22 protein-coding genes and 2 pseudogenes are annotated in these 22,951 nt (G+C 42.6%); all 24 read right to left on the bottom strand.

The window, feature by feature from the left end; all coding sequences use genetic code 11:
• Window positions 1–92: 92 nt before the first annotated feature.
• Window positions 93–932: a thymidylate synthase gene (locus O3642_RS01005; RefSeq protein ID WP_251458332.1), complete on the bottom strand. Its 840-nt coding sequence runs from the start codon at window positions 930–932 to the stop codon at window positions 93–95.
• 89 nt (window positions 933–1,021) lie between these two features.
• The gene (locus O3642_RS01000; protein WP_021153285.1) at window positions 1,022–1,981 is read right to left on the bottom strand and encodes an ROK family glucokinase; all 960 of its coding nucleotides are present in this window, start codon (window positions 1,979–1,981) and stop codon (window positions 1,022–1,024) included.
• An 86-nt stretch (window positions 1,982–2,067) separates the two neighbouring features.
• Entirely contained in the window at window positions 2,068–2,586 is a 519-nt protein-coding gene (locus O3642_RS00995) for a hypothetical protein (RefSeq protein WP_024055631.1), read from the bottom strand.
• Window positions 2,587–2,595: 9 nt separating this feature from the next.
• Window positions 2,596–4,464, bottom strand: a complete 1,869-nt coding sequence (locus O3642_RS00990; RefSeq protein ID WP_371605185.1) for an ABC-F family ATP-binding cassette domain-containing protein — start codon at window positions 4,462–4,464, stop codon at window positions 2,596–2,598.
• Window positions 4,461–5,672 carry a CCA tRNA nucleotidyltransferase gene (locus O3642_RS00985; RefSeq protein WP_371605184.1) on the bottom strand — a complete coding sequence of 404 codons (1,212 nt, stop codon included), beginning with the start codon at window positions 5,670–5,672 and terminating at the stop codon, window positions 4,461–4,463. The genes O3642_RS00990 and O3642_RS00985 overlap by 4 nt, the downstream gene beginning before the upstream one ends.
• The gene (gene dapB, locus O3642_RS00980) at window positions 5,669–6,436 is read right to left on the bottom strand and encodes a 4-hydroxy-tetrahydrodipicolinate reductase (protein WP_371605183.1); all 768 of its coding nucleotides are present in this window, start codon (window positions 6,434–6,436) and stop codon (window positions 5,669–5,671) included. The genes O3642_RS00985 and dapB overlap by 4 nt, the downstream gene beginning before the upstream one ends.
• Window positions 6,437–6,446: 10 nt before the next feature.
• A complete protein-coding gene (locus O3642_RS00975) occupies window positions 6,447–7,295 on the bottom strand; it encodes a DegV family protein (RefSeq protein ID WP_003010964.1) in 849 nt (282 codons plus the stop codon).
• A gap of 3 nt (window positions 7,296–7,298) precedes the next feature.
• Window positions 7,299–7,673, bottom strand: coding sequence for a DUF1149 family protein (locus O3642_RS00970; RefSeq protein ID WP_003001888.1), 375 nt, complete (start codon window positions 7,671–7,673; stop codon window positions 7,299–7,301).
• 201 nt (window positions 7,674–7,874) lie between these two features.
• Window positions 7,875–8,312 carry a hypothetical protein gene (locus tag O3642_RS00965; protein ID WP_371605182.1) on the bottom strand — a complete coding sequence of 146 codons (438 nt, stop codon included), beginning with the start codon at window positions 8,310–8,312 and terminating at the stop codon, window positions 7,875–7,877.
• A gap of 280 nt (window positions 8,313–8,592) precedes the next feature.
• Window positions 8,593–10,560, bottom strand: coding sequence for a fructose-specific PTS transporter subunit EIIC (locus O3642_RS00960; RefSeq protein WP_227038269.1), 1,968 nt, complete (start codon window positions 10,558–10,560; stop codon window positions 8,593–8,595).
• Entirely contained in the window at window positions 10,557–11,468 is a 912-nt protein-coding gene (gene pfkB, locus O3642_RS00955; protein WP_227038270.1) for a 1-phosphofructokinase, read from the bottom strand. Before pfkB ends, O3642_RS00960 begins: the two co-directional genes overlap by 4 nt.
• Window positions 11,465–12,208, bottom strand: a complete 744-nt coding sequence (locus tag O3642_RS00950) for a DeoR/GlpR family DNA-binding transcription regulator (protein ID WP_003001800.1) — start codon at window positions 12,206–12,208, stop codon at window positions 11,465–11,467. The genes pfkB and O3642_RS00950 overlap by 4 nt, the downstream gene beginning before the upstream one ends.
• A 229-nt stretch (window positions 12,209–12,437) precedes the next feature.
• Window positions 12,438–14,759 carry a CAP domain-containing protein gene (locus tag O3642_RS00945; protein WP_371605181.1) on the bottom strand — a complete coding sequence of 774 codons (2,322 nt, stop codon included), beginning with the start codon at window positions 14,757–14,759 and terminating at the stop codon, window positions 12,438–12,440.
• Window positions 14,760–14,898: 139 nt separating this feature from the next.
• Entirely contained in the window at window positions 14,899–15,615 is a 717-nt protein-coding gene (trmD, locus tag O3642_RS00940; protein WP_371605180.1) for a tRNA (guanosine(37)-N1)-methyltransferase TrmD, read from the bottom strand.
• The gene (gene rimM / locus O3642_RS00935) at window positions 15,605–16,123 is read right to left on the bottom strand and encodes a ribosome maturation factor RimM (RefSeq protein ID WP_014713408.1); all 519 of its coding nucleotides are present in this window, start codon (window positions 16,121–16,123) and stop codon (window positions 15,605–15,607) included. Before rimM ends, trmD begins: the two co-directional genes overlap by 11 nt.
• Before the next feature lie 36 nt (window positions 16,124–16,159).
• Window positions 16,160–16,942 (bottom strand): annotated as a pseudogene (locus O3642_RS00930) (alpha/beta hydrolase).
• Window positions 16,943–17,017: 75 nt separating this feature from the next.
• Window positions 17,018–17,350: a MazG nucleotide pyrophosphohydrolase domain-containing protein gene (locus O3642_RS00925; protein WP_049486148.1), complete on the bottom strand. Its 333-nt coding sequence runs from the start codon at window positions 17,348–17,350 to the stop codon at window positions 17,018–17,020.
• A 42-nt stretch (window positions 17,351–17,392) separates the two neighbouring features.
• Complete coding sequence (gene kphA, locus O3642_RS00920; RefSeq protein WP_371605179.1) at window positions 17,393–17,632, bottom strand: RNA-binding protein KphA; 240 nt, start codon at window positions 17,630–17,632, stop codon at window positions 17,393–17,395.
• A 20-nt stretch (window positions 17,633–17,652) separates the two neighbouring features.
• Window positions 17,653–17,925 (bottom strand): 30S ribosomal protein S16, encoded by a 273-nt coding sequence (gene rpsP, locus O3642_RS00915; protein WP_003007475.1) that lies wholly within the window; start codon window positions 17,923–17,925, stop codon window positions 17,653–17,655.
• 123 nt (window positions 17,926–18,048) lie between these two features.
• Window positions 18,049–18,737, bottom strand: a pseudogene (locus O3642_RS00910) (YjjG family noncanonical pyrimidine nucleotidase).
• A complete protein-coding gene (locus tag O3642_RS00905) occupies window positions 18,737–19,231 on the bottom strand; it encodes a YkgJ family cysteine cluster protein (RefSeq protein WP_003001664.1) in 495 nt (164 codons plus the stop codon). The pseudogene O3642_RS00910 and the gene O3642_RS00905 overlap by 1 nt, the downstream one beginning before the upstream one ends.
• A 308-nt stretch (window positions 19,232–19,539) precedes the next feature.
• On the bottom strand, window positions 19,540–20,184 hold the full coding sequence (locus O3642_RS00900) for a hypothetical protein (RefSeq protein WP_371605178.1): 645 nt from the start codon (window positions 20,182–20,184) through the stop codon (window positions 19,540–19,542).
• Window positions 20,185–20,492: 308 nt separating this feature from the next.
• A complete protein-coding gene (lepA, locus tag O3642_RS00895; protein ID WP_371605177.1) occupies window positions 20,493–22,319 on the bottom strand; it encodes a translation elongation factor 4 in 1,827 nt (608 codons plus the stop codon).
• Window positions 22,320–22,385: 66 nt separating this feature from the next.
• Window positions 22,386–22,823 (bottom strand): GNAT family N-acetyltransferase, encoded by a 438-nt coding sequence (locus O3642_RS00890; protein WP_371467914.1) that lies wholly within the window; start codon window positions 22,821–22,823, stop codon window positions 22,386–22,388.
• Window positions 22,824–22,951 lie beyond the last annotated feature (128 nt).

Below are 22,951 nucleotides of genomic sequence, written 5' to 3'. Positions count from 1 at the left end.
CTCAAAAATGAGTAAAAATTTTTAGCTAAAATTGTTTTAATTCTGAAAGGATTTTAGCAATAGATCAAGGCATCAAAAACTTGATTTTATCACTAAATCGCAAGATCAAACTTCAATTGTGGCTTCACTGGATCATAATCGACCAGTTCAAAATCTTCTGCTTTGATGTCAAAGAAATTGGTTCCATCTGGCACATTTAAAACCAAGTGTGGCTGGCAATCTGCTGGCTCTCGCCGGAGTAACTCTTCTGCCTGTTCAAATTGATTATCATAAATATGAAGGTTATTAATGAAGTAAAAGAACTTTCCAACCTTCCAGCCAAAGTGCTTGGCAATCATCATCTGTAGCGCTACATACTGCATGGCATTGATATGGTGGGCCACCAACATATCATTGGAACGCTGGGTCAAGGTCGCATCTAGATAGATTTCTCCATCCACGCGCCGCACGTCAAACATGGTTTGAAACGCACATGGCAAAAGACCTTCTGTCTCTTCAAAGGCATCATAGTCCCAGAGCGAGATAATATTGCGGCGATTCCAGGGATTGGCTTCTAATTGCTTGAGAATTTTATTGGTGATGTCATGCTTTTTGACCACTGCACCATAGCGCTGACCGATGGTCCGACTCTCCCCCACTTCCCAGTCCTTCCAATAATGGACATTGTACTTTTCTTCTAAAACTTCTAAACTATTGGACTGATCTTGGTAAATCCAGAGCATCTCTTTGATAGCGGATTTAATAGCGATAGGACGAAGGGTCGTAATTGGAAACTCGCCTTTTGCAAGATCAAACTCCATAAAGGCTCCCGTGATGTATTTGGAGTTGGCAGTTGTTCCATCCTTGTATTTAGGGCGTGCCTGTTCTGACCAAACGCCTTCTTCCATGATTTTCCGAATGTTTTCTTTAAAAATTGTATCTGCTTTTGTCATATACCCTCCTTGAATCCAGTTTTGTCTTCATTATATCACAGGATACAGAAAAAAGGAGATCCTAGCACGAACCAGATCTCCATTTCATCTTATTGTAATACAAGGGATGCAGCACCGATCACACCTGCGTCATTTCCCAAAGTAGCAAGCGCCAATTGAGTAGATTCACGTACTTGTGGGAATGAGTTTTCTTCAAAGACCTTGCGCACACCATCCAAGAGGAAGTCTCCAGCAGCAGATACCCCACCACCGATAACGATCTTAGACGGGTTCAAGGTTGAACCAATATTGGCTGCAGCAAGTCCAAGGTAACGTGAGAAGTTCTTATAAACGATCAAAGCAAGAGCGTCACCCTCTTTTGCTAGATCAAAGACCGTTTTAGCTGTCACTTCTTCACCATTGTCGATCAAGACTTTCAATTGAGAGTCCCCTTCGTACTCATCTGCATAACGACGAGTCAAGTTGACGATCCCTGTTGCTGACGCAACCGTTTCAAGACAGCCTTTTTTACCACAGGTACATTGGATTGGATCATCAAAGTCAACCGTGATGTGACCAAGTTCCCCAGCAGCTCCACGCACACCATGCAAGAGACGACCTTCAGCGACGATACCACCGCCAACACCTGTACCAAGTGTCATGAAGACAACATCTGGTTGGTTTTCACCAGCCCCTTTCCAACGTTCACCCAAAGCAGCAACGTTGGCATCGTTATCAATGAAGAATGGAATATGAAGAGCACTTTCGATCTTTTCTTTAACTGGTTGAAGGGTCTTCCAGTTCAAGTTGTAGGCCCCGATAACTGTACCTTTTTCACGGTCCACGACACCAGGTGATCCCATTCCAATTCCTTGGAACTCAGAAGCATCAAGCTCAAGCATTTTCAAACGATGCGCGATGGATTCGATCATATCATCTACGATATGGCTACCTTCATCCAAGATATTTGTTTTAATAGACCATTTTTCTTGAACTTCCCCATCCAAAGTAAGGATGGCAAACTTAATGGAAGTTCCCCCAAGGTCAATCCCAATAATTTTTTTAGACATCTGTAACTCCTTTCAAACTTGTAAACACCTACAGTTCTATTATATCAGACTTTTTATCAAACGCAAAGGTTTGCACGTAACTTTTCTTAACTTTTTAACAAGAGACTAAAGGATTGAAATCCTAGAATGAGGAAAATCAAGCCAATAATATTTAAAAGAAAGACACTAATCGAGAGTGGGCTAACAATTAAGAATAAACCGATGAAGAGCTGTAGCAAGGCAAAGAAAATATAACGCTTGGACAGTTCTTCAACCTTTCTCGAGTAGAAATTGGCTTTTCGGAAGTTTAGAATCGAACGGTAGATCAGCCAAATTCCTAAAGTGACTGGAAAGACAATCGGCAAGGTCTTGTAGCCATAGAGCAGTAAGTAGACCGCAAAAACCAAGGCGACCATACTATGAAAGAGCTGTTGCTGCTGAATGATACCAGCCTGACGCAATCGGTAATAGCGTGAAAAACGCGAAAGGGAGATTAAAAAGAAACCACAGGAAATCAACCAGCTAAAAGAGCCGATGTGCTCAATCGGATTGATAAACAAGACGATACCGATAATGGTAAAAATAGTGGCTGAAATCCCAAGGGATATCCGGTTCAATTGATTCATAGGGCCTCCTTATTCATCTAATTCGCTCAAGTATTCATAGCGATCGTACTTTTCAAGCAATCGCTCATTTTCCTGATCCAATTCCTTTTGAAGGGCTGACAATTTGCCAAAGTCAGAGCCGTTTTCATTCATCTCCACTTCAATCTCTGCGATCCGATTTTCAATGGCTTCGATATCTGCTTCAATGCTCGCCCACTCCTGCTTCTCCATGTAGCTCATGCGCTTCTTCTCTTCTTTTGGCTTAACTGGTTTCTCTTTTTCAACCTTGTGACTGGCCGTTACTTGAGCAGCTTCAAAGGCTTTTTCATCTAGGTAATCCGTATAATTGCCAAAGAACTCACGAATGCCCCCATTTTCAAAAGCCAGGATCTTGCTTGCGACCTTATCTAGGAAATAACGGTCGTGACTAACGGTAATAACTGGCCCACCAAAGTTTTGAAGGAAGTTTTCCAAAACCGTCAAGGTTGCGATATCCAAGTCATTGGTCGGCTCATCGAGGAGAAGCACATTGGGTTTTTCAATCAAGAGTTTCAAGAGAAAGAGACGCTTCTTCTCCCCACCGGAGAGTTTTTCGATCAAGGTTCCATGCATAGAGCGTGGGAAGAGAAATTGCTCCAAAAGATCTGCGATCGAAGTTGTTCCGACAGTCGTCTTCACTTCCTCCGCAACCTCTTGTAAGAAATTGATCACGCGCTTGCTCTCATCCAAGCCATCGATCTGTTGAGAGAAATAAGCCACCCTCACGGTTTCCCCAATGATCACTTGCCCTGACTGAGGCTGGAGTCGCTCAGCGATCAGATTGAGTAGGGTCGATTTACCGACACCATTGTCCCCGACGATCCCGATGCGGTCCTTGTTTTGCACCAAGAGGTTAAAGTCCTGTAAAATCGGCTTGTTTTCAAAAGCAAAACTCACCTCTTTAAACTCGATGACTTTCTTTCCAATCCGGCTGGTCTCAAAGTTCATCTCTAGATCCGTCTGGTTGCTTTGGCCAGACAAGTCTTGCTTAAGATCATGGAAACGATTGATTCGAGCCTGTTGCTTGGTCGCACGCGCCTGGGGTTGTCGCCGCATCCAGGTCAACTCCTGCTTATAGAGTTGCTGCTTCTTATGAAGAAGGGCTGCATCACGCTCATCTTGCTCGGCCTTTAAGCGGACATAATCCTGGTAATTGCCTTGATACTCAATCAAACTAGCTCGATCCAACTCAAAGATCCGTGTTGAAATATTATCCAAGAAATAACGATCGTGGGTAATGAAGAGCACGGTTTTCTTAGAGTTCTTCAAGAAATTGGTCAACCATTCAATAGTATCAATATCTAGGTGGTTGGTCGGCTCATCTAGTAAGAGAAGGTCGTGGTGAGACAGCAAAACCTGGGCCAGTTGAACCCGGCGACGCAAGCCTCCAGATAGATCTCCAACTTTTGCATTTAAGTCTTCAATCCCAAGTTTTGAAAGGACTGTCTTGACCTGACTTTCGATTTCCCAAGCATTAAGTGAATCCATCTCCGCCATCACCTTTTCCAGACGTGCTTGGTTCTCTTCTCGGTAATCCGCCATCAAGAATTCATAATCACGAATCAGCTGCATTTCACGCAAATCACTAGATAACACCGTATCCAAAACAGTTTTTTGATCATCAAAGTCTGGCTCTTGCGTCAAGTAACCAATCGTATAATCACTCTTGGCAGAAAAAGGACTCACATCTCCATCAAATCCAGAGCGACCAGACAACACATCTAACAGAGTGGTTTTTCCAGTCCCATTGACCCCGATCAATCCGATCCGATCCAAGTCGTGAATAATAAAGGAAATCTCACGAAAGACGGTCTTATCTCCGACAGATTTGGTTAATTTCTCGACAATAAAATCGCTCATTTTTCCTCCTCTTTTACTTGCTGGATATAGGCGATGATGGCCTCTTTTTCATTAGCCAATTCCCCATCGACAATGGCATATTCGATCTTTGTCAACATCTCTCCCAAGGCTGGACCTGGTTGAAAACCATAGTCTTTGATCAACATACCGCCATTGACCACCACTTCATGCTTATCATGAATGGTCAAGCTATCATAAACACGCTCGATGGCCAAATAATCCACACTCAAGGCATAGGCTTCCCGGAGCTCTTCTGCCACTAGCAACAAATGCTTCTCATACTTGTAGCAGGCACGCTTGTCTAGACTTCCATTTTCTCGGAGCTTAAGAATCTCCACGATCTGCTCCACCGTCTTGGCAAAGTCTCTAGAGGTCTTCCATTTCTTAAAGAATCTTGGAATATCTTGAATCTCTAGTGCTAAGACTAAAGCAGCCCAGGCTTGCTCAGAAGTTGAAAAGGTATACTCCAACTCTATGTCAAACAAACGCTCGATCGCTTCTTTGCGATCCTTCATCTCTGGCAGATAGTGATAGGCTCCACTTGCCAGCATAGCCTCCAAGCCCTGTCTCCAGTATGGAGAAAGCAAGAGTTTATCAAACTCGATGAAGGTACGCTCTACTGAAATCTTCTCAAGTAATGGAGCACACTCCTTCATGGCATCAAAGGTTGCCTCTTCTAATTCAAAGCCGAGACTGGCTTGAAAACGAAATCCTCGCATGATCCGGAGCGCATCTTCGTTAAACCGTTCATGAGGAAGCCCAACGGCCCGAAGGACCTTGTTTTCTAAATCTTCTAGTCCATGAAAGAGGTCAACAATTTCTCCTTTTTCATTTAAGGCAAAGGCATTAACCGTAAAATCACGACGCTTGAGGTCTTCTTCTAGTGAGCGTACAAAAGACACGGAGCTTGGACGGCGATAATCTACATAGACATCCTCCGTCCGGAAAGTCGTAATTTCATATTCTTGCCCATTTTCAAGGACCAAGACAGTCCCGTGTTCGATACCGACATCTACTGTGCGATCAAAAATCGCCTTGGTCTCTTCTGGGTATGAGGAGGAAGCGATATCGACATCGTGAATGGGACGATCCAAGAGGGCATCTCGGACAGATCCCCCTACAAAATAGGCCTCAAAACCAGCTGCTTTAATCTTCTCTAATATTGGTAAAGCCTCCTGAAACTCAGAAGGCATCTTTTCTAATCTCATAGTAAGTGTTCCAAACCATAAACAAGCTCATGACGCTTGACAACTTCTTTAATCCCTAGATTTACTCCTGTCATGAAGGAAACACGATCATAGGAATCATGACGGAGAGTCAACCCTTCGCCTTGGCTACCAAAAATCACCTCTTGGTGAGCGACTAAGCCAGGCAATCGAACTGAATGGATGCGCATCCCTTCAAACTCTGCTCCTCTTGCTCCAGGCATCAACTCTTCTTCATCTGCTGCACCTTGCTGGATCTTCTCGCGCTTCTCAGAAATCAACTCAGCTGTCTTAATTGCTGTTCCACTCGGTGCATCTTTTTTCTTATCGTGGTGCAATTCGATAATTTCCACGTTCGGGAAATACTTGGCTGCTTGCGCTGCAAATTGCATCAAGAGCACGGCTCCAATGGCAAAGTTCGGCGCGATCAAGCCACCCAAATCCTTTTCACGTGAAAGGTCTGTCAATTCTTGGATCTGCTCAGGAGTGAATCCAGTCGTTCCCACAACAGGCGCAAAGCCATTCTCAATTGCAAAGCGAGTATTCTCGTAAGCGACCTTGGGCATGGTAAAGTCGACCCAAACATCTGCCTCTAGACCCACAACATCTTCTTTGCGGTTAAAGACAGGGACTCCTGCAGCCTCTGTCTCATCAGTAAATGGATCGATCAAGCCGGCTAATTCTAGCTCAGGATCTTCAGAAACCATCTTATAGGCTGCTTGTCCCATTCTTCCCTTGAAACCTGCGATAATGACTTTAATTGACATAGAATTCTCCTTAAACGATAGGGATATACCCAACTGCTAAGCTATGGTCACCTAAGTGCGTCCCAATAACTCCTCCAAAGGTAGCAAAAGGAATGTCACCTTCCACTCCTTCTTCGATGAGCAGTTGGCGAAGTGCTTCTGCTTTTTCAGGGACATTGGCATGGATGACAAAGACTTGGTAATGACCATCTGCGATATCAGATACAACAATCTCTACCAAGCGTTTCATGGCTTTCTTTTCCGTCCGGACTTTCTCAAAGACCTCAATCACGCCTTCATCATTAAAATGAAGAATAGGCTTGATGCTTAAGAGGTTCCCAAGAATAGCAGCCCCATTTGACAGACGACCACCTTTAACCAAGTGGTTCAAATCATCCACCATGATATAGGCAGAGGTTCCATCAATCTGGTGTTGGACATTGGCAACAATTTCATCAAAGGAACGGCCTTCACCAGCCCATTTCAAGCAGTCTTCTGCCATCATTCCTAGAGGTGCACTGGTGATTTTTGAATCCGGAAATTCGACGGTCAAGCCTTCAAACTCGTCCTTCAAATATTGGATATTTTGGTAGAAACCAGAAATACCAGATGATAAGAAAAGACCGATAGCATGCGTATAGCCCTTAGCTGTCAAACCAGATAAGACTTCTTCTAACTCTGCTACACTCGGCTGGCTAGTCTTTGGCAATTCCTTAGACGCAGCCATCTTTTGGTAGAACTCATCGTGTGTCAGGTTCTTCCCTTCAACATAAGACTCCCCATCGATATAGATCGGGATCTCTAAAATAAATAAGTCGTCGTGATGGAGCACGTCTTGCGTTAAATAGGCAGACGAATCCGTGATCACTGCTAATTTCATTGATTAAAACTCCAAATTAATACCCGGTAAATCGAGGGCAATTTCTGTGACTTCATAAGTCAAACGGTTGAGCATATTCAAGCAAGGGCGAGCCAATTCTTCCACTTCGTCTTTGCTGAATTCGCTTGGTTCATTGACATAACGACCAAACAAGTGGTTGATTTGAGTGATGGTTCCACTGATCACAAAACCGTCAAAAACAATCATGTAGCTCAAGATGACAATCAAAGAAGTCGTGTTTTGTTCTTGATCACGATTGATCAATTGAAAGTTTACATCTACTTTTGTTTCAGGGATGCCATTTTCTTTTTCCCACTCAAAATTACGAGCATCATAGTGGTATTGGCTGACAAATTCTTTTTCACGTTGAATATCCATTTTTATTCTCCTAAAAATATGCGTTATGTTTATTATATCATAATTCAGCTCAAGATACCAACGTAGAATGAGGTGATTTTTTCGCTAGTACAAGAAGAAAAGACCAGGGAAGTTTGGCCAGTCTTTAACTTGTTTTGCTCAATTCTTCGCTAACTCTTTTGTAAGGATCGAAAAAACAAGATAAAGACTTTTGAATGAAGATTAGTCATAATAATACCAACCGCCATCCCTATAAATTCTTATGGGTTGCATCTCATAAATTCCAAATTCCTTTGGTGTGCTGGTAGCATTATTTATAGAAAAGCCAACCATGAATTTTGTTTGTTCATTCTGATTCACCTTTCCTCGCAGTGTTAACATATAGCCACCGCCTTGAGGTGTTCCATTGCCTACCTGACCAACTTCCATACTCTCCCAATCAAACTGAACACTTTTAACCTTAGGACTCAAAGATTTTACAAAATCAGCCATTTCTTTTTCGTGTTCCTTTAAATAAACCAGTTGCTTCTCTCTAGCGCTAGGTTGCTTGCTTGGTTGAGTGTCATTTAAAAAGATGTTTTGTTTTTGACTAGCGATAATCACACCTCCTGCTAATACAGAAGCGATGGCTAAAAGAATTGCCAGTTTACCTTTTTTCATGCTTCATCCTCCTTGATAAGGAAAAGTTATAATAATTGTATCGAAATCTATAGAGATAAGCAACTTCATCACTAGTTGGTGTTTTTGCGCAACAAAAAAGGGAGTGGGAAAGAACTCTGACGAATTAAAAGAGTTCGTATTCCCACCCCCGCACAGTTGATTAGGTCATCTTTGGAGCTTGTATAGTGAACAAAGATGCCAATCAACCACTGCGTCATATATTTATTTCTATCAGACTTCAAAGGCTGGACGATTTTTGCCCAGCCTCTTTTAGATAGAATTAGTTTTTAGGTTTGCGAAGCAATCCGAACAAGATACCACTTACGACTGCACCGATCAATACGAACAAGATGTAAAGAAGTGGATTTGATGTAAGGGCGATAACGAAGATTCCTCCGTGAGGAGCCATGAGTTTCAAGCCTGCAAGACCAACAAGGGCACCTGTCAATGCTGAACCTGCGATGAAGCTAGGGATGGCACGAGCTGGGTCAGCTGCACCAAATGGAATGGCACCTTCTGTGATGAAGGAAAGACCCATAACAATGTTTGTCAAACCAGAATCGCGTTCTTCTTGTGTGAATTTATCTTTAAACAATACAGTTGCTACGAATACTGCCAATGGAGGAACCATACCAGCTGCCATAACAGCTGCCATAACAATAGAACCACCTGAAGCAACAGATTCAGCAAGTGTACCTGTAGCGAAGACATAAGCGGCTTTGTTAACTGGTCCACCCATATCGACAGCCATCATACCGCCGACGAGAAGTCCAAGAAGGACAGCTGAGCTACCTGACAAGCTTGAAAGGAAGTTATTAAGACCAGTATTGATAGCAGCCATTGGAATATTGATGAGGAACATCAAGAATCCTGTCAAACCAACACCAAGTAATGGCAAGAGAAGGATAGAGCGGATACCATCGAGTGAACGTGGAAGACCTGCAAGGGCTTTGCGAAGTAAGAGAACAACTCCACCTGCAAGGAAACCACCTACCAAAGCTCCAAGGAAACCTGATGATACGGCTGCTGGTAATTCACCTTTAGCAGCACCGTAGGCGATATTTCCAAATGCTGACCCTGAGCTAGCAATAGATCCAGCGATAAACCCTGCTACAAAACCAGGTTTTTCAGCGATTGAGAATCCAATGTAACCTGCAAGTACAGGAAGCATAAAGCCAAAGGCTACTCCACCAATTGTTTTAAATTGTGCTGCTAATACATGATAAGAACCAAGACTAGACAATTGATCTTGAGGCACACCCATAACTTGGTCAATCAAGAAGGCAAGGGCGATCAAGATACCACCACCGATAACGAATGGAAGCATTTGAGAAACCCCACTCATCAAGTGTTTGTAGAAGGCTCCACCCAAGCTCAATTTTTCTTGGCTAGCGCTAGCTTGTGCAGCATTTTCAGCGTGGAAGACATCTGCTTTGCCATCCAAGATGGTTTGGATTAATTCTTCTGTCTGACGGATACCGGCTGCGACTGGTTTAGAGATCAATTTTTTGCCATCGAAACGAGCGGTTTCAACTGCTTTATCTGCTGCAATGATGACCCCTTCAGCTTTGGCGATTTCTTCAGCTGTCAAGCGGTTGCCGACACCAGATGCACCGTTGGTTTCAACGCGGACTGTAACACCCATTTCTTCACCTTTTTTGATGAGGGCTTCTTCTGCCATGTAAGTGTGGGCGATACCCGTTGTACATGCTGTTACGGCAACGATGAGAGGTTTGTCAGATGAAGCTGCTTCTTTGACAGCTTCTGCTTTTTTCGCTTCTTCAGCTGCAGCTTCTTGCTCTTCTGCATCAAAGGCTGCGATCACTTGATCAGGAGTGCTTGCTTGGCGAAGTTTGTCCGCAAATCCTGGTTTCATCAAGTACTTAGACAATTCAGCTAGGGCTGCCAAGTGAGTATCGTTTGCTCCTTCTGGAGCTGCGATCATGAAGAACAAGTCTGTTGGTTGACCATCAAGCGAAGCATAGTCCACACCCTTGTTTGATTTTGCAAACAAGACTGTAGCTTCTTTAACTGCTTCATTTTTGCTGTGGGGCATGGCAATTCCGTCACCCAAACCAGTTGAAGTCTGTGCTTCACGGTTCATGATTCCAGCCTTGAAGGTGTCAAAATCTGTCACCACACCATTGTCAACGAGCGATTGAACCATCTCATTGATTACGCCCTCTTTATCTGTTGCCTGAAGGTCAAACAACATCACGTTTTTGTTTAAAACGTCTTGAATTTTCATAGTTTTTCTACCTCTACTTTTTCATAAGTTTCTTTTATATAGTCAGCTGTTGCCAAATCATCTGAGAAGGTGGTCGCTGTTCCACAAGCCACGCCCCATTTGAAGGCTTCGATGACATCTCCCGTCGTTGCGAGCTTCCCAGTGAAGCCTGCTACCATGGAATCTCCAGCCCCGACAGAATTCTTCACTTGACCCTTGATTGGTTTTGCGAAGTAAGTGCCGCTTGGACTGACAAGGAGAGCACCATCACCCGCCATGGAAATAATGACGTTTTGTGCTCCTTTTGCCAAAATTTCTTTGGCATAGCGTTCAATTTCTGGCAATTCCGTCAAGGTAACGCCAAAAATATCTCCCAACTCATGGTTGTTTGGTTTGACCAATTGGGGATTGAACTCCAAGGAATCAATCAAGGTTTGCCCTTCAAAATCACAAACCACTTGCGCACCTGTCGCACGTGTTGCTGCGATCAATTGTTTGTAAATGGCATTGCCGAGTGAAGATGGAGCAGATCCTGCAAAGACTACAACATCATCTTCTGTTAAGCTCGATAAGATGTTGAGCAATTCTTGCAACTGAGCTTCCGTCACTTCTGGGCCATTCCCATTGATCTCTGTTTCCTCATCGGCCTTGATCTTGACATTGATCCGTGTATCTTGGTCCACTGTCACAAAGTTGGTTGAAATGGCTTCGCTAGTCAGTACGTCTTCAATGAAGCGTCCGGTGAAACCACCGATAAATCCAGTCGCTGTGTTCTCGATATCGAGACGTTTTAAGACACGACTGACATTGATTCCTTTACCACCGGCGAATTTATCTTCCGAAGCCATCCGATTGACCGCCCCTGTCTCTACATGATCGAGACGGACAATATAGTCAATTGCTGGATTCAGTGTTACTGTATAAATCAAACCTCTATAACCTCCGTTTTTTCTTTTAATACCTTTAATCGTTGCGGTTCACATTGATTGGTGATAATCATGGCTCGCTTGATAGGAGCCACTTTGACAAAGGATGTCACCCCAATTTTCGAATCATCCGCTAGGATATAAGTTTTTTTCGCATTTTCGATAATCGCACGCTTAACAGATCCTTCTTCCAGGTCTGGAGTGCTGTAAAATTCATCATCGATTCCATTCATTCCAAGAAAGGCCTTGTCAAAATTCAACTGACCGATCTGATTGAGCGCGATCCCTCCGATACTAGCATCTGTAGAAGATTTTACCTTCCCACCGATGATGACCGTTGGAACATTTCGCTCGACCAACTTGGTCGCATGGTGAATCGAGTTGGTCACCACGGTTACCGTTGGATTGACAATTTCTTGTACCAACAGTTCATTGGTCGTCCCGGCATCGATAAAGATCACGTCATGATCTTTGATCAATTCCGCTGCTTTTACCGCGATCTTTGACTTAACTTGAATGTTTTTGATAGATTTTTCTTTATTGCTTTCTTCCTCTTGAAGAAAATGCAGGCTTTCCGCACCGCCGTGAACCCGGCGAAGTTTACTTTCAGCTTCTAATTCATCCAAGTCACGTCGAACCGTTGATTCAGACGTCCCCAGCTCTTGTACAAGGGTTTCTAAGGAAACAAATTTTTCCTTCAGTACCTTCTCGAGGATGAATTGTTTTCGTTCAGACTTAAGCATTTCTCCTCCTTTTGCAATTGATTACAAAGACTATTATACTCCATCTCCAAAAAATGTCAACACTTTTTATCAATTTCTATCATTTTCTTTCAAAAATTCTAAAAGTGTACAAAAAAAGAGCAGGAAAGAACTCATTTTGTTAAAAGAGTTCTTTTCCCACCCTCATATATCTTCTTTGAAGATTTTAAGCAATAAAGTGTCTAAGTATCTATTCTATCTTCGGTATGTCTTAATCATTTTTTGAAGATTGTTTCTTTTTCTTGAAACCAAACAATCCAGCAAGTAACCCAACGGCAACACCTGTTGTTGCTACTGCATATTTGGAAGAATCTGTACTTGCCACAGCTTGGCTATTTTCTTTTTTGGGTTTGATTTCTTCTACTTTAGCTTCTCGTTTTGGAGCTGGAGTAGCTGTTGGTGCTTGCACTTGTGGACTATTGTTATTTGTTGGAAGAACCGTTGGTCTATCCGGGAAAGTTGTTGGATTGCTTGAGCGGATATCCATTGGCATATCTGCTGCTTCTAAAATAGCTGGATCTATCCGTGAGGCTAGATCTTCATATTGGGAATTCAACAGTTCCACGACACTTTGATAAGATTGAAGGGTTGTGAATTCTGCTTCCAATTTTTCTTTTTTATTCTCTAAATTAGCCACCGCAGCTGATAAAACGGATTGGGCTTTGACCAATAATTCTGGAGCATTTTTAAAGTCAGAAAGACGTTTTTCAGCAGCAACCAAGCGCTCTTGAGCCGCCTTCAAGCCCTCATGCGCTTCTTGAACGACTTGGGCTTTTTCTGCTTCTTCTGCTTTTAATAGATCTAATTTCTCACGCGTGGCCGCTAACAAATCTTTCGCTTTTTGAAGGGCTGCTTCTTTTGGTTGGATGGTTGCTTCAATCCGACCTCGAGATACATCAAGAGTCGCCTTCGCCTTTTCAACCGCATGGTCCTTGCTAACGAGAAGAATCTTGTAATTTTGGATGGTTTTTTGGACATTGGCCATCTCTACTGCCACATTTGAATTGGCATGGCGGGCATCTTCTAATTTGCCTTGCAAGATAATGATTTGAGACTCTTGATTGGCCTTGTCCAGCTTGAGATTAGCGACTTCATCAGATTTTGCTTTCACATCTGATCTTGTCGTCGTTGCGCCAGCTCCCTGACGCAATTGGTAAGCGAGTGCACTGGTTGACACTGCTGAATGGACCGGGCTGTGTAAGAAAGCTGCTTCTGACATGGCATTGCTAGGGTCATAAGCAACTGATAAAGCTGTCGCTTTGTTGTCTACCATTTGGAGGTAGTGACCAACCTTAGCAAAGGCCTCAGCCCCAATTTTCATATAAATGTCATTGGCATCGATTTGTGTTTCGTCTGTTGGTAGACCATATTGAGCCGCTACTTCCTGATAAGCCGCTTTTTCATTGTACCAAAAGTCTACCGCACCAGCAGGTGAGAAGCCATAAGCGATGTTCTCGTTTGGCAAATACTTAAACATATGCCAGTTGGCTTTTTTGAAGTATTCCAACTGTACTTGACTGGCTGGAAGGGAATAGGGATCCAGTTCCAATTCAGGCAAGCCGGCATTGCGACGATAGCTATTGATGGCATCCGCAATTTCAAGAGCTCGGAGGTTAGCTTGCAAAGAGCCAGACTCTCCAACCGTTAAGCCGTCTTCTTCCCGACCACGCTTGTAGAGGGCTAAAGCGCTTGCTGCAGCTTCATTGCCATTGTCAGCTAAGTGTTGCAAGTAACCTTCATAGGTTGCTTGACTTAACTGAACTGGGCTATTGGCCGCTGCTTGTTCTAAGGCTGCCAATTCTGCTTCCTTGGTAGCGATGACCGCTTTCAAATCTGTCAGACGCGTTTGAGCCAGTTGAATGTCGCTCTCAATTTGAGCCACTGTATCTGAGCCGGTTTGCTGACTCGCTTGCAAGGTTGCAAGGTAATTCTGAGATTCTCGGATACTTTGCTCGACTTGACTTTGCTCCAACAAAGCTTGGTTGAGCACATTCTCATCATTTGAAATCGGTGCTTTGACTTGGTTCAATTCATTTTGTGCTACATCGACCAAAGATTCCTGAGCAGTAACCTGATTTTCCTGTTGACGAACAGCCTCTACAACTTGATCATGTGCAGCTTCTGCTTCTCGAACTTTATTTTCTTCGATAGTCACATAGGCTTGAGCCACCTTGACGTCATTTTCTGCATTCTGAACTTGGGCATCCGAAGTCGTTGCGATCAGGTTTTCCGCATCCGTCACTTCTGCTTTCTTTTCTTCCAGCTCTTGCCCAGCCGCCTTGACTTCCGTTTGAGCATCGATCACTTTTTGCTCTTGGTAGTGGACATCTTTCACCACTTGGCCTTTTTGAGCAGTAATTTGCTTCAACTCATCAACTGTAATTGGTTTTTCAACTACTTCTGTGCTGTTGGTTTCTGGATTTTCATTTTGCTTGACCTCTTCGGCATTTGCTTTGTGATGAAACATACCAGATAGGACTGTTGTTGCAGCAATCCCAGTCGTGAAAACCGATTTCCCTAATTTCTTTCCCATTAAACTCACCCCCAAAACTTAATCATTTTCTTGAAGTTTCTCTACCCCTTAGCATACCACATTTTGTTACCAATAACTAGTAGGTTTAAAAAGTTTTTTTTCATAAATTTTTGAGGCAAAAGAAAAACAGCTGACGCTGTTAGTCTTCTTGTTTAATTTGTTCCAGTATCTTCTCTTCTTCTGCTGTCAACTCATAGTTTTCTAGCAAGTCTGGCCGACGTTCTAAGGTCTTTTTCAAACTCTGATAGAGGCGCCACTGACGAATATTTTCATGGTGACCACTCATGAGGACATCGGGAACCGTCATTCCTCTGTATTCATATGGCCGTGTGTATTGAGGATATTCTAGAAGACCAGAGGAGAAACTGTCATCCTGGTGACTGGACTCTTTTCCAATCACCTCCGGAATCAAGCGCACCGTCGCATCAATCATAGTCATGGCCGCTAGCTCGCCACCTGTCAAAACATAATCTCCAAGAGAAATCTCATCTGTCACCAAGGTCTTGATCCGCTCATCGTAGCCCTCATAGTGACCACAGATAAAGATCAATTCTTCTTCCTGAGCCAACTCTTCAGCATAGTCTTGGTCAAAGGTCCGACCAGCAGGATCCAGCAAGATCACGCGCGGATTCTTTTTCTCAATGGCATCAAAGGCATCAAAAATCGGTTGAGCGCGTAGAAGCATGCCTTGCCCGCCCCCATAGGGTTCATCGTCCACATGGCGCGCTTTCTCCGCATTTTCACGGAAATTATGGTAGTTGATCTCGAGAAGTCCCTTTTCACGCGCCTTTCCGACAATGGAATGCTCCAAAGGCGAAAACATTTCTGGAAAGAGGGTTAAAATATCAATCTTCATCGTCTAACCCTTCTAAGATATCTACATCCACCCGGTTTCCTGGAATATCGATATTGAGCACCACTGGTGGGATATAAGGCAAGAGAAGGTCTCGTTTCCCTTTGCGTTTCACGACCCAGACATCATTGGCACCTGGTTGCAGGATTTCCTTGATCTGACCGATTAGCTGGTCATTTTCGTAAACATCAAGGCCGATGATCTCATGGTAATAGAATTCGCCATCCTCCAAATCCGTCAAGTCTTCTTCTGCAACCTTGAGGCTAAAGCCTTTGAATTTCTCAATGGCATTGATATGGTACATATCCTTAAACTTGATGATGTCAAAGTTCTTGTGTTTGCGATGACTGGCAATGGTCACCGTCTGGACAAAACGATCCTTCTCATCAAAGAGAGCCAACTCAGCTCCTTTTTTAAAACGCTCTTCCGCAAAGTCTGTCACAGACAAGACCCGCATTTCTCCTTGTAAGCCTTGGGTATTGACAATCTTCCCAACATTAAAGTAATTCATTTTATTCTTTACATTCCTCTTTTAATTAATTTATCACTACAAGTCTCTAATAATAGTTGCAATTTTTTCCGACTCTGACCACTGTAGATAGTGGTGACTTCCACCTAGAATGAGTTTTGTATTAGAATTCCAATATTCTGAATCTCTGTACTCTTTTTCTCTATACGCCTGACAAAATACGAAAACAGGAATATTATCTGCTAAGGACAAACTATCAAAATCTTCAGCGGTAATAGTTACAGATATCTGAAATCCAGGAACTTGCTTTTCCAATTCTAAGCCCTTTTCTTCCATCAATTCCTAAATCAGGCTATCAGTTTCAGGTTCAAATGTTGCTTGAGTTAGTCCCTTAAAATAATTTTCCGGACCACATTCTTCAATCATCCTCATTTGCTCTTCCATTTCTGGATAAGGATTTTTTGAAAAATCAGCAAACATAATATTTTTTGTTGTTGGTTCAATTGCTATCAAAGCTTGACACTTAATTGGTTTACTCATTAACTTTAAAGCCAAAACACCACTTAAACTATGAACACAAAGTATATAATCGGAAATTTCCAACCCTTCCAGGATTTCGAATACCGCTTCAACAAGATTATCCAAATGAATTCCTGACTGACTATGAATCGGACTCCTACCTGTATTCGGAAAATCAATCGTTAAGTAACCTATTGAGGAAGGAAGTTTTTCAAGTATTGGTAGGAAATTTTCATAACTTGGTATCAAACCAGCACCATTTAAACAAACTAGTACTTTATTTCTCTTTTTATAAGTAACAGAGAGACAACCAATCTTTGTAGTTACTTCAAATCGGTTCATATCAAAATAACTCTTTCTAAACAACAATTCACTTAACATTCTTAGGTTTTATTTTATCACGTTCAAAAGATTTTCTCAAATGGACTTTCTTGCTAAAAAGCCTTCCAAATCTTGTTCGTGCTGATACTTGATGGCTGCCTTCTTGTCTTTTTCAAAAATGGTCTTCGTTAGGTCGATATGGTTGATAGCTGCAATTGCCACTGTGTAGTGAATGATATCTGCTAACTCCTTTGCTAATTCCTCGTTTGAATCTTGGACACCCTCTTTTCTACCTGAACGTCCATTTAAAACTTCAGCGACTTCTCCAACTTCTTCCACTAGTTTGATAAAAAGTCCTTCTTCTGTTCTAGATTGTTGGTAATGATCAAGTAAGTATTCCTCTAGTTGTCTAACTGTTAAATCTCTCATTCCTTCTCCTTGCAAAAAAAAGCGGGACCAAGTCCCGTCTTTTTATTTTTCGTCAATAACGATTCTTACTTTTTTATCTTCAGTTGGGACAGAGTAGACAATCGTTCTTATCGCAGAAATGGTGCGACCTTTTCGACCGATTACACGACCAACATCGCTAGGATCAAGGTCAAGGTGGTACTCCAAGAATTCAGGAGTATCTCCGATCTTGATGGTTAAGGCATCCGGTTGTGAAATCAAGGGTTTCACAATTGCAATAATGAGATTTTCAATCGTATCCATACATCAACCTACTTAAAAAATTATTTTGAGAATTTAGAATCGTGGAATTTCTTCATCACACCAGCTTTTGAAAGGATGTTGCGAACTGTATCTGAAGGTTGAGCTCCATCAGCCAACCATGCAAGAACGCGGTCTTCTTTCAAAGTTACTTGGTTTTCTTCAACAAGTGGATTGTAAGTTCCAACTGTTTCGATGAAACGTCCATCACGTGGTGAACGTGAATCTGCTACGTTAATACGGTAGTAAGGTTTTTTCTTAGAACCCATACGAGTCAAACGAATTTTAACTGCCATTTTTATAAGTCTCTTTTCTATATTTTAATTTTCGGTGAAATAGACAAGCTATTTAGCACATGATCTATTATAACACATTTTATAGAGCTGTCAAGAAAAAAACTTGACAGTATTTAAAATTTTTTATTTTATCAGTAAATCGGCGATTTCTTGATAGTTGCTAACGGTATAAGTCGGTACTACCAGGCTGGTATTTTCCTTACGATCAGGATTATACCAGACGGTATCAATCCCTGCAGCATTTCCTCCTGCGATATCCGCCGTCAAGGAATCTCTGATCATAAGGGTCTCTTCCTTGCTAAAACCTGGAATCAGTTGGCCAACTTTGTCAAAAAATGCAGGTTCTGGTTTCTGAGTATGAAGCTGTTCAGAGATAAAGACCTCTTTGAAATAAGAAGCAATTGTAGAATGAGCTAAGCGTCCTTCTTGAATGGCAGTCACTCCGTTCGTTGCACCATAGAGCTGGTAACCTGCTTTTTCAAGTCGAGCCAGTAAGTCCTCCGCACCGTGGAAAGACTGCCCCTGAAGACTGATGTAATCTTGGTAGCGAAGAGCCATCTCAGCCCCATCAACCGTGATCCCAAAGTGGGCAAACCCAATCGCAAACCGACTATCCACGAGCTCTTGCTTGGTTAATTCTTTTGTTCCAAATCCTTCCAGAGCCCTTGGTTCATGGGTTTGTAGTAATCTTTAAAGGCCTCTACATCTGGAAAATTCATGTCTTCTAACATCTGCGTCAAGGCTGTTTCTTCAGCAGATTCAAAGTCCAACAAGGTATGGTCCAAATCAAAAAGTAAAAATCTATATGCCATTACAAACGATCCTTCAATTTTTCTACAAATAAATAAGCCGCTGGGCAAGTGAGGGTATTCTTGATGGTTAGATGGTTGATCTGATAAATCTTCTTGCGATCGGTGTGAGGGAATTCCCGACAAGCTTTTGGACGAACATCATAAATGGAACAGAGATTGTCCCCACCAAGAAAGGGGCAAGGCATGGATTTAAAAACCTTGTCCCCATCTTCGTCAACTTGAAGAAATTCTGCCTCAAAAGCAGGAAGTTTCATCTTGAAATATTTGGCGATCCGCGTGATATCGGCTTCCTTAAAATCGGGCCCTAAGGTCTTGCAGCAATTAGCACAAGCCGTACAATCGATTTCTTGGAAAACTTCATCGTGGATTTCTTGCGCTATTTTATCTAAATTCTTAGGTGGCTTCTTCTTGAGATTCGCCAATACCTTGCGGTGCTCCTTTTGCTTTTGGAGAGCTAACTGATGGTATTTTTCAATATCAATTTCCTGTGTCATCCTCTATTTCCTCTTCTAAACAATAGAAGCATTATACCACAAAGACTGTGAAAAAGGGAGTGGGACAGAACTCCGAGAAATTCAAAGAGTTGAAAAGATTCCCCAAACCTTTTCAATCTTCCCACCCCCGCATAGCTCCAACAGTCTGGGAGACTGTTGGAGGTTGCAGATAAAGGAAACTTCGTTTCCCTCATTAGGCTATCTTTGGAGCTTAAAAAGCGAACAAAGATGCCAATCAACCACTGCGTCATACTGTTATTCTTATCAAACATCGAAGGCTAGATAGTTTAAGTCAAACTTCCTCTTCATCAATCCGTTACAGCGCCCGTTCCGTCTAAGCTCCATGTGTCTTCGATGTATGGGATAAAGGTTTTCAAGGTTTCTGCATCCCCTTCAAAAGAAATGGTATAAACTTTTTCACCCTTCTGGAAGATCCAAGTAATCAGGTATTGACCAGATTTCATGACAATTTGAAGCTGGTAGGCGTCTAGACCTGCGACTTTAGTCCGCGCTCCCGTCATCTTTCCAACATCCTGGTTATCTTGCCACATTACGGCTAGTTTCTTGGCTAGAAATTCAGCATTAAACTCGATATCTGCAGGAACTTTGGCCTTTTCCCGGGTAAAGCTGTTCAAGGTGACAATATTATAGCCACTGCCATCTGTATATTGGACAGCTTCTGTCCCATCGATATCCGTGAACTTGAACCATTTACTTGGAATATCGATGTATCCATAATCTGCATTTCCAATCCGCTTGGTTTCTTGACTGGGAGTGTTTTTCTTTGTAGAAGCAGTATTCTTTGACGAAGAGCTACTTGTTTGCTTTTCGACTTTACTGCTACTTTCTTTTGTAGAAGAAACTGCTGTGTCCTTTTGAGTAGTGTGACTACAAGCCATGAGTGCGCAGGTAGAAAGAATCGTCAGTGATGTGACCAATAATTTGTGTTTCATGCTCAACCTCCTTGAGAACGTTTTCTTTCTTCTAGTCTACCATGAAAGTGGGTATTTTAAAATAGGATAAGTGTCACATCTGATGGAACCTTTCTATTTCAGTTCATTTTTTTCAAGCCTAAAACAAAAGGCTGGGACAAAAGTCCTAGCCTCTTAATTGTTTTTGGATTGTCGAGCAAGACGCAGTGGTTGAGTGGGCTCTACTACACTGATTTCATCAGCTTTTACAGCCCTACTCAACTGTGCGGAGGTGGGACGACGAAATCGAATTCTAACGAATTACCGATTTCTGTCCCACTCTCTAATTGTTATTCTTCATCCATTGACAAGACAGATAAGAAGGCTTCCTGTGGTACTTCTACAGATCCAATTGCCTTCATCCGTTTCTTACCAGCTTTTTGTTTTTCAAGAAGCTTGCGTTTCCGTGAGACGTCCCCACCATAACACTTGGCCAAGACGTTCTTACGAAGGGCCTTGATATCTGTACGGGCCACGATCTTATGACCGATCGCCGCTTGGATAGGCACTTCAAACTGTTGACGAGGGATAATCTTCTTGAGTTTCTCAACGATCAACTTACCACGTTCATAGGCAAAGTCCTTGTGAACGATAAAGCTGAGGGCATCGACAGTATCGCCATTGAGAAGGATATCCATTTTAACCAATTTAGAAGGTCGGTATTCAGACAACTCATAGTCAAAGCTCGCATAGCCACGAGTAGAGGATTTCAATTTATCAAAGAAATCAAAGACAATTTCAGCTAGTGGGATTTGATAGATGACATTCACCCGATTTTCATCGATGTAGTCCATGGTCACAAAGTCCCCACGTTTGCGTTGGGCTAATTCCATGACAGCCCCAACAAACTCTTGTGGCACCATGATTTGGGCTTTGACATACGGTTCTTCGATCGAAGCGATCTTGGTTGGATCTGGGAACTCAGATGGGTTGGAGACATCCAGTGCTTCTCCATCTGTCAAATTAACCTTGTAAATAACAGACGGCGCTGTCATGATCAAGTCAATGTTGAACTCACGCTCCAAGCGCTCTTGGATAACGTCCATATGAAGGAGACCCAAGAAACCACAACGGAAACCAAAACCGAGGGCTTGAGAAGTTTCCGGTTCAAATTGAAGACTGGCATCATTCAATTGCAATTTTTCCAAAGCTTCACGAAGATCATTGTATTTGTTAGATTCAATTGGGTAAAGACCAGCAAAAACCATTGGGTTCATTTGCTTGTATCCATGTAGTGGCTCACTTGCCGGATTGGAAGCTAGGGTCACCGTATCCCCGACACGGGTATCCGCAACGGTCTTGATAGAGGCCGCTATATAGCCAACGTCTCCAGTTGCAAGGAAATCGCGTCCAACTGCTTTAGGAGTAAAAATACCAACCTCGGTGACATCAAATGTCTTACCATTGCTCATGAGTTGGATCTTATCGCCTGGTTTGACCATTCCATTGACCACTCGGACCTGAAGGATTACCCCACGATAGGCATCATATACAGAGTCAAAGATCAAGGCTTGAAGAGGGGCTTCAACATCACCCGTCGGTGCTGGAACTTTCTCAACGATCTGCTCCAAAATTTCTTCAATCCCGATACCAGCCTTGGCAGAGGCTAGGACAGCTTCACTGGCATCCAGACCGATGACATCTTCTACTTCTGCGCGCACCCGTTCTGGATCTGCAGCTGGCAAGTCAATCTTATTAATGACTGGCAGGATTTCCAAATCATTGTCCAAAGCAAGGTAAACATTGGCTAGAGTCTGGGCTTCAATCCCTTGAGCGGCATCTACTACGAGAATGGCACCCTCACAGGCAGCGAGCGACCGCGAAACCTCATAGGTAAAGTCCACGTGTCCTGGTGTGTCAATCAAGTGGAAGATATAGGTTTCCCCATCTTTAGCCGTGTAGTTCAATTCGATAGCATTCAGCTTAATGGTAATCCCGCGTTCCCGCTCTAGGTCCATACTGTCTAGAAGTTGGGCTTGCATCTCCCGACTAGACACGGTTTCGGTTTTTTCTAAAATTCGATCGGCCAAGGTTGACTTTCCATGGTCAATATGGGCGATGATCGAGAAGTTCCGAATCTTCTCTTGTCGTTTTTTTAATTCTTCAAAATTTGGCATAATCATCTTCCTAGTCAATTTAATCGTACTCTTCATTATAACAAAAAAGATAGGCCTTTGCCTATCTTAATTCATTATTTTCAAAAATCGCTTTTGTGTTTTATTTCCCTCATATCCAATCCGTTCGTAAAAGACATGAGCTTCTTTTCGATGAGAGGCAGAATTTAAACGGATAAAAGCATAATGCTTGCTTTTGGCAAGTTCTTCAACTCGCTCCATCAATTGGCGACCAATCCCACGTCCTTGAGCAGATGGAAAAACCGCTAGACCCAAAACATTCAGACCGGCGTCACTATAGAGACTTTCATAAACTTCTGCTTCCACATAGCCAAGAATATGGCCTGTTTGGTCCTCTTCATAAACAAAGCAAAAATGATCCGAATCTGGCGAATTAAATTTATCAATCTGAGCTGCCACTTTCTCCAGGGTCGAATCATACCCCAATGCTTGGTGACATAAATCTCTAATTTGACCTGCATCTTTAACTTGAACAGTACGAATCATGCCTTCACCTCCATGAACCCTTTGGTATTATCTTAGATCTTTTTCCTCAAAAAGTAAAGGAATATCTGATAAAATTTAAAATGAAAATCCGATTTATATCAAATTCATCTTTTTTCGCATTTCTCAGG

Source organism: Streptococcus sp. 27098_8_66 (genome assembly GCF_041431945.1).
In the GTDB taxonomy this organism is placed as follows: domain Bacteria; phylum Bacillota; class Bacilli; order Lactobacillales; family Streptococcaceae; genus Streptococcus; species Streptococcus dentalis.
The sequence above is the reverse complement of the archived record's forward strand: the minus strand, read 5'-3'. Positions and strand labels throughout refer to the sequence as shown.

Coding starts and splice junctions, on each gene's coding strand:
- dapB (WP_371605183.1), bottom strand. CDS start 6,436: ATGTCAATTAAAGTCATTATCGCAGGTTTCAAGGGAAGAATGGGACAA.
- O3642_RS00985 (WP_371605184.1), bottom strand. CDS start 5,672: ATGAGATTAGAAAAGATGCCTTCTGAGTTTCAGGAGGCTTTACCAATA.
- O3642_RS01000 (WP_021153285.1), bottom strand. CDS start 1,981: ATGTCTAAAAAAATTATTGGGATTGACCTTGGGGGAACTTCCATTAAG.
- O3642_RS00900 (WP_371605178.1), bottom strand. CDS start 20,184: ATGAAACACAAATTATTGGTCACATCACTGACGATTCTTTCTACCTGC.
- O3642_RS00945 (WP_371605181.1), bottom strand. CDS start 14,759: ATGGGAAAGAAATTAGGGAAATCGGTTTTCACGACTGGGATTGCTGCA.
- O3642_RS00995 (WP_024055631.1), bottom strand. CDS start 2,586: ATGAATCAATTGAACCGGATATCCCTTGGGATTTCAGCCACTATTTTT.
- kphA (WP_371605179.1), bottom strand. CDS start 17,632: ATGGATACGATTGAAAATCTCATTATTGCAATTGTGAAACCCTTGATT.
- rimM (WP_014713408.1), bottom strand. CDS start 16,123: ATGAATTACTTTAATGTTGGGAAGATTGTCAATACCCAAGGCTTACAA.
- rpsP (WP_003007475.1), bottom strand. CDS start 17,925: ATGGCAGTTAAAATTCGTTTGACTCGTATGGGTTCTAAGAAAAAACCT.
- O3642_RS00990 (WP_371605185.1), bottom strand. CDS start 4,464: ATGAGCGATTTTATTGTCGAGAAATTAACCAAATCTGTCGGAGATAAG.
- O3642_RS00905 (WP_003001664.1), bottom strand. CDS start 19,231: ATGACACAGGAAATTGATATTGAAAAATACCATCAGTTAGCTCTCCAA.
- O3642_RS00975 (WP_003010964.1), bottom strand. CDS start 7,295: ATGAAATTAGCAGTGATCACGGATTCGTCTGCCTATTTAACGCAAGAC.
- trmD (WP_371605180.1), bottom strand. CDS start 15,615: ATGAAGATTGATATTTTAACCCTCTTTCCAGAAATGTTTTCGCCTTTG.
- O3642_RS00950 (WP_003001800.1), bottom strand. CDS start 12,208: ATGCTTAAGTCTGAACGAAAACAATTCATCCTCGAGAAGGTACTGAAG.
- lepA (WP_371605177.1), bottom strand. CDS start 22,319: ATGCCAAATTTTGAAGAATTAAAAAAACGACAAGAGAAGATTCGGAAC.
- O3642_RS00960 (WP_227038269.1), bottom strand. CDS start 10,560: ATGAAAATTCAAGACGTTTTAAACAAAAACGTGATGTTGTTTGACCTT.
- O3642_RS00965 (WP_371605182.1), bottom strand. CDS start 8,312: ATGAAAAAAGGTAAACTGGCAATTCTTTTAGCCATCGCTTCTGTATTA.
- O3642_RS00925 (WP_049486148.1), bottom strand. CDS start 17,350: ATGAGAGATTTAACAGTTAGACAACTAGAGGAATACTTACTTGATCAT.
- O3642_RS00970 (WP_003001888.1), bottom strand. CDS start 7,673: ATGGATATTCAACGTGAAAAAGAATTTGTCAGCCAATACCACTATGAT.
- O3642_RS00890 (WP_371467914.1), bottom strand. CDS start 22,823: ATGATTCGTACTGTTCAAGTTAAAGATGCAGGTCAAATTAGAGATTTA.
- O3642_RS01005 (WP_251458332.1), bottom strand. CDS start 932: ATGACAAAAGCAGATACAATTTTTAAAGAAAACATTCGGAAAATCATG.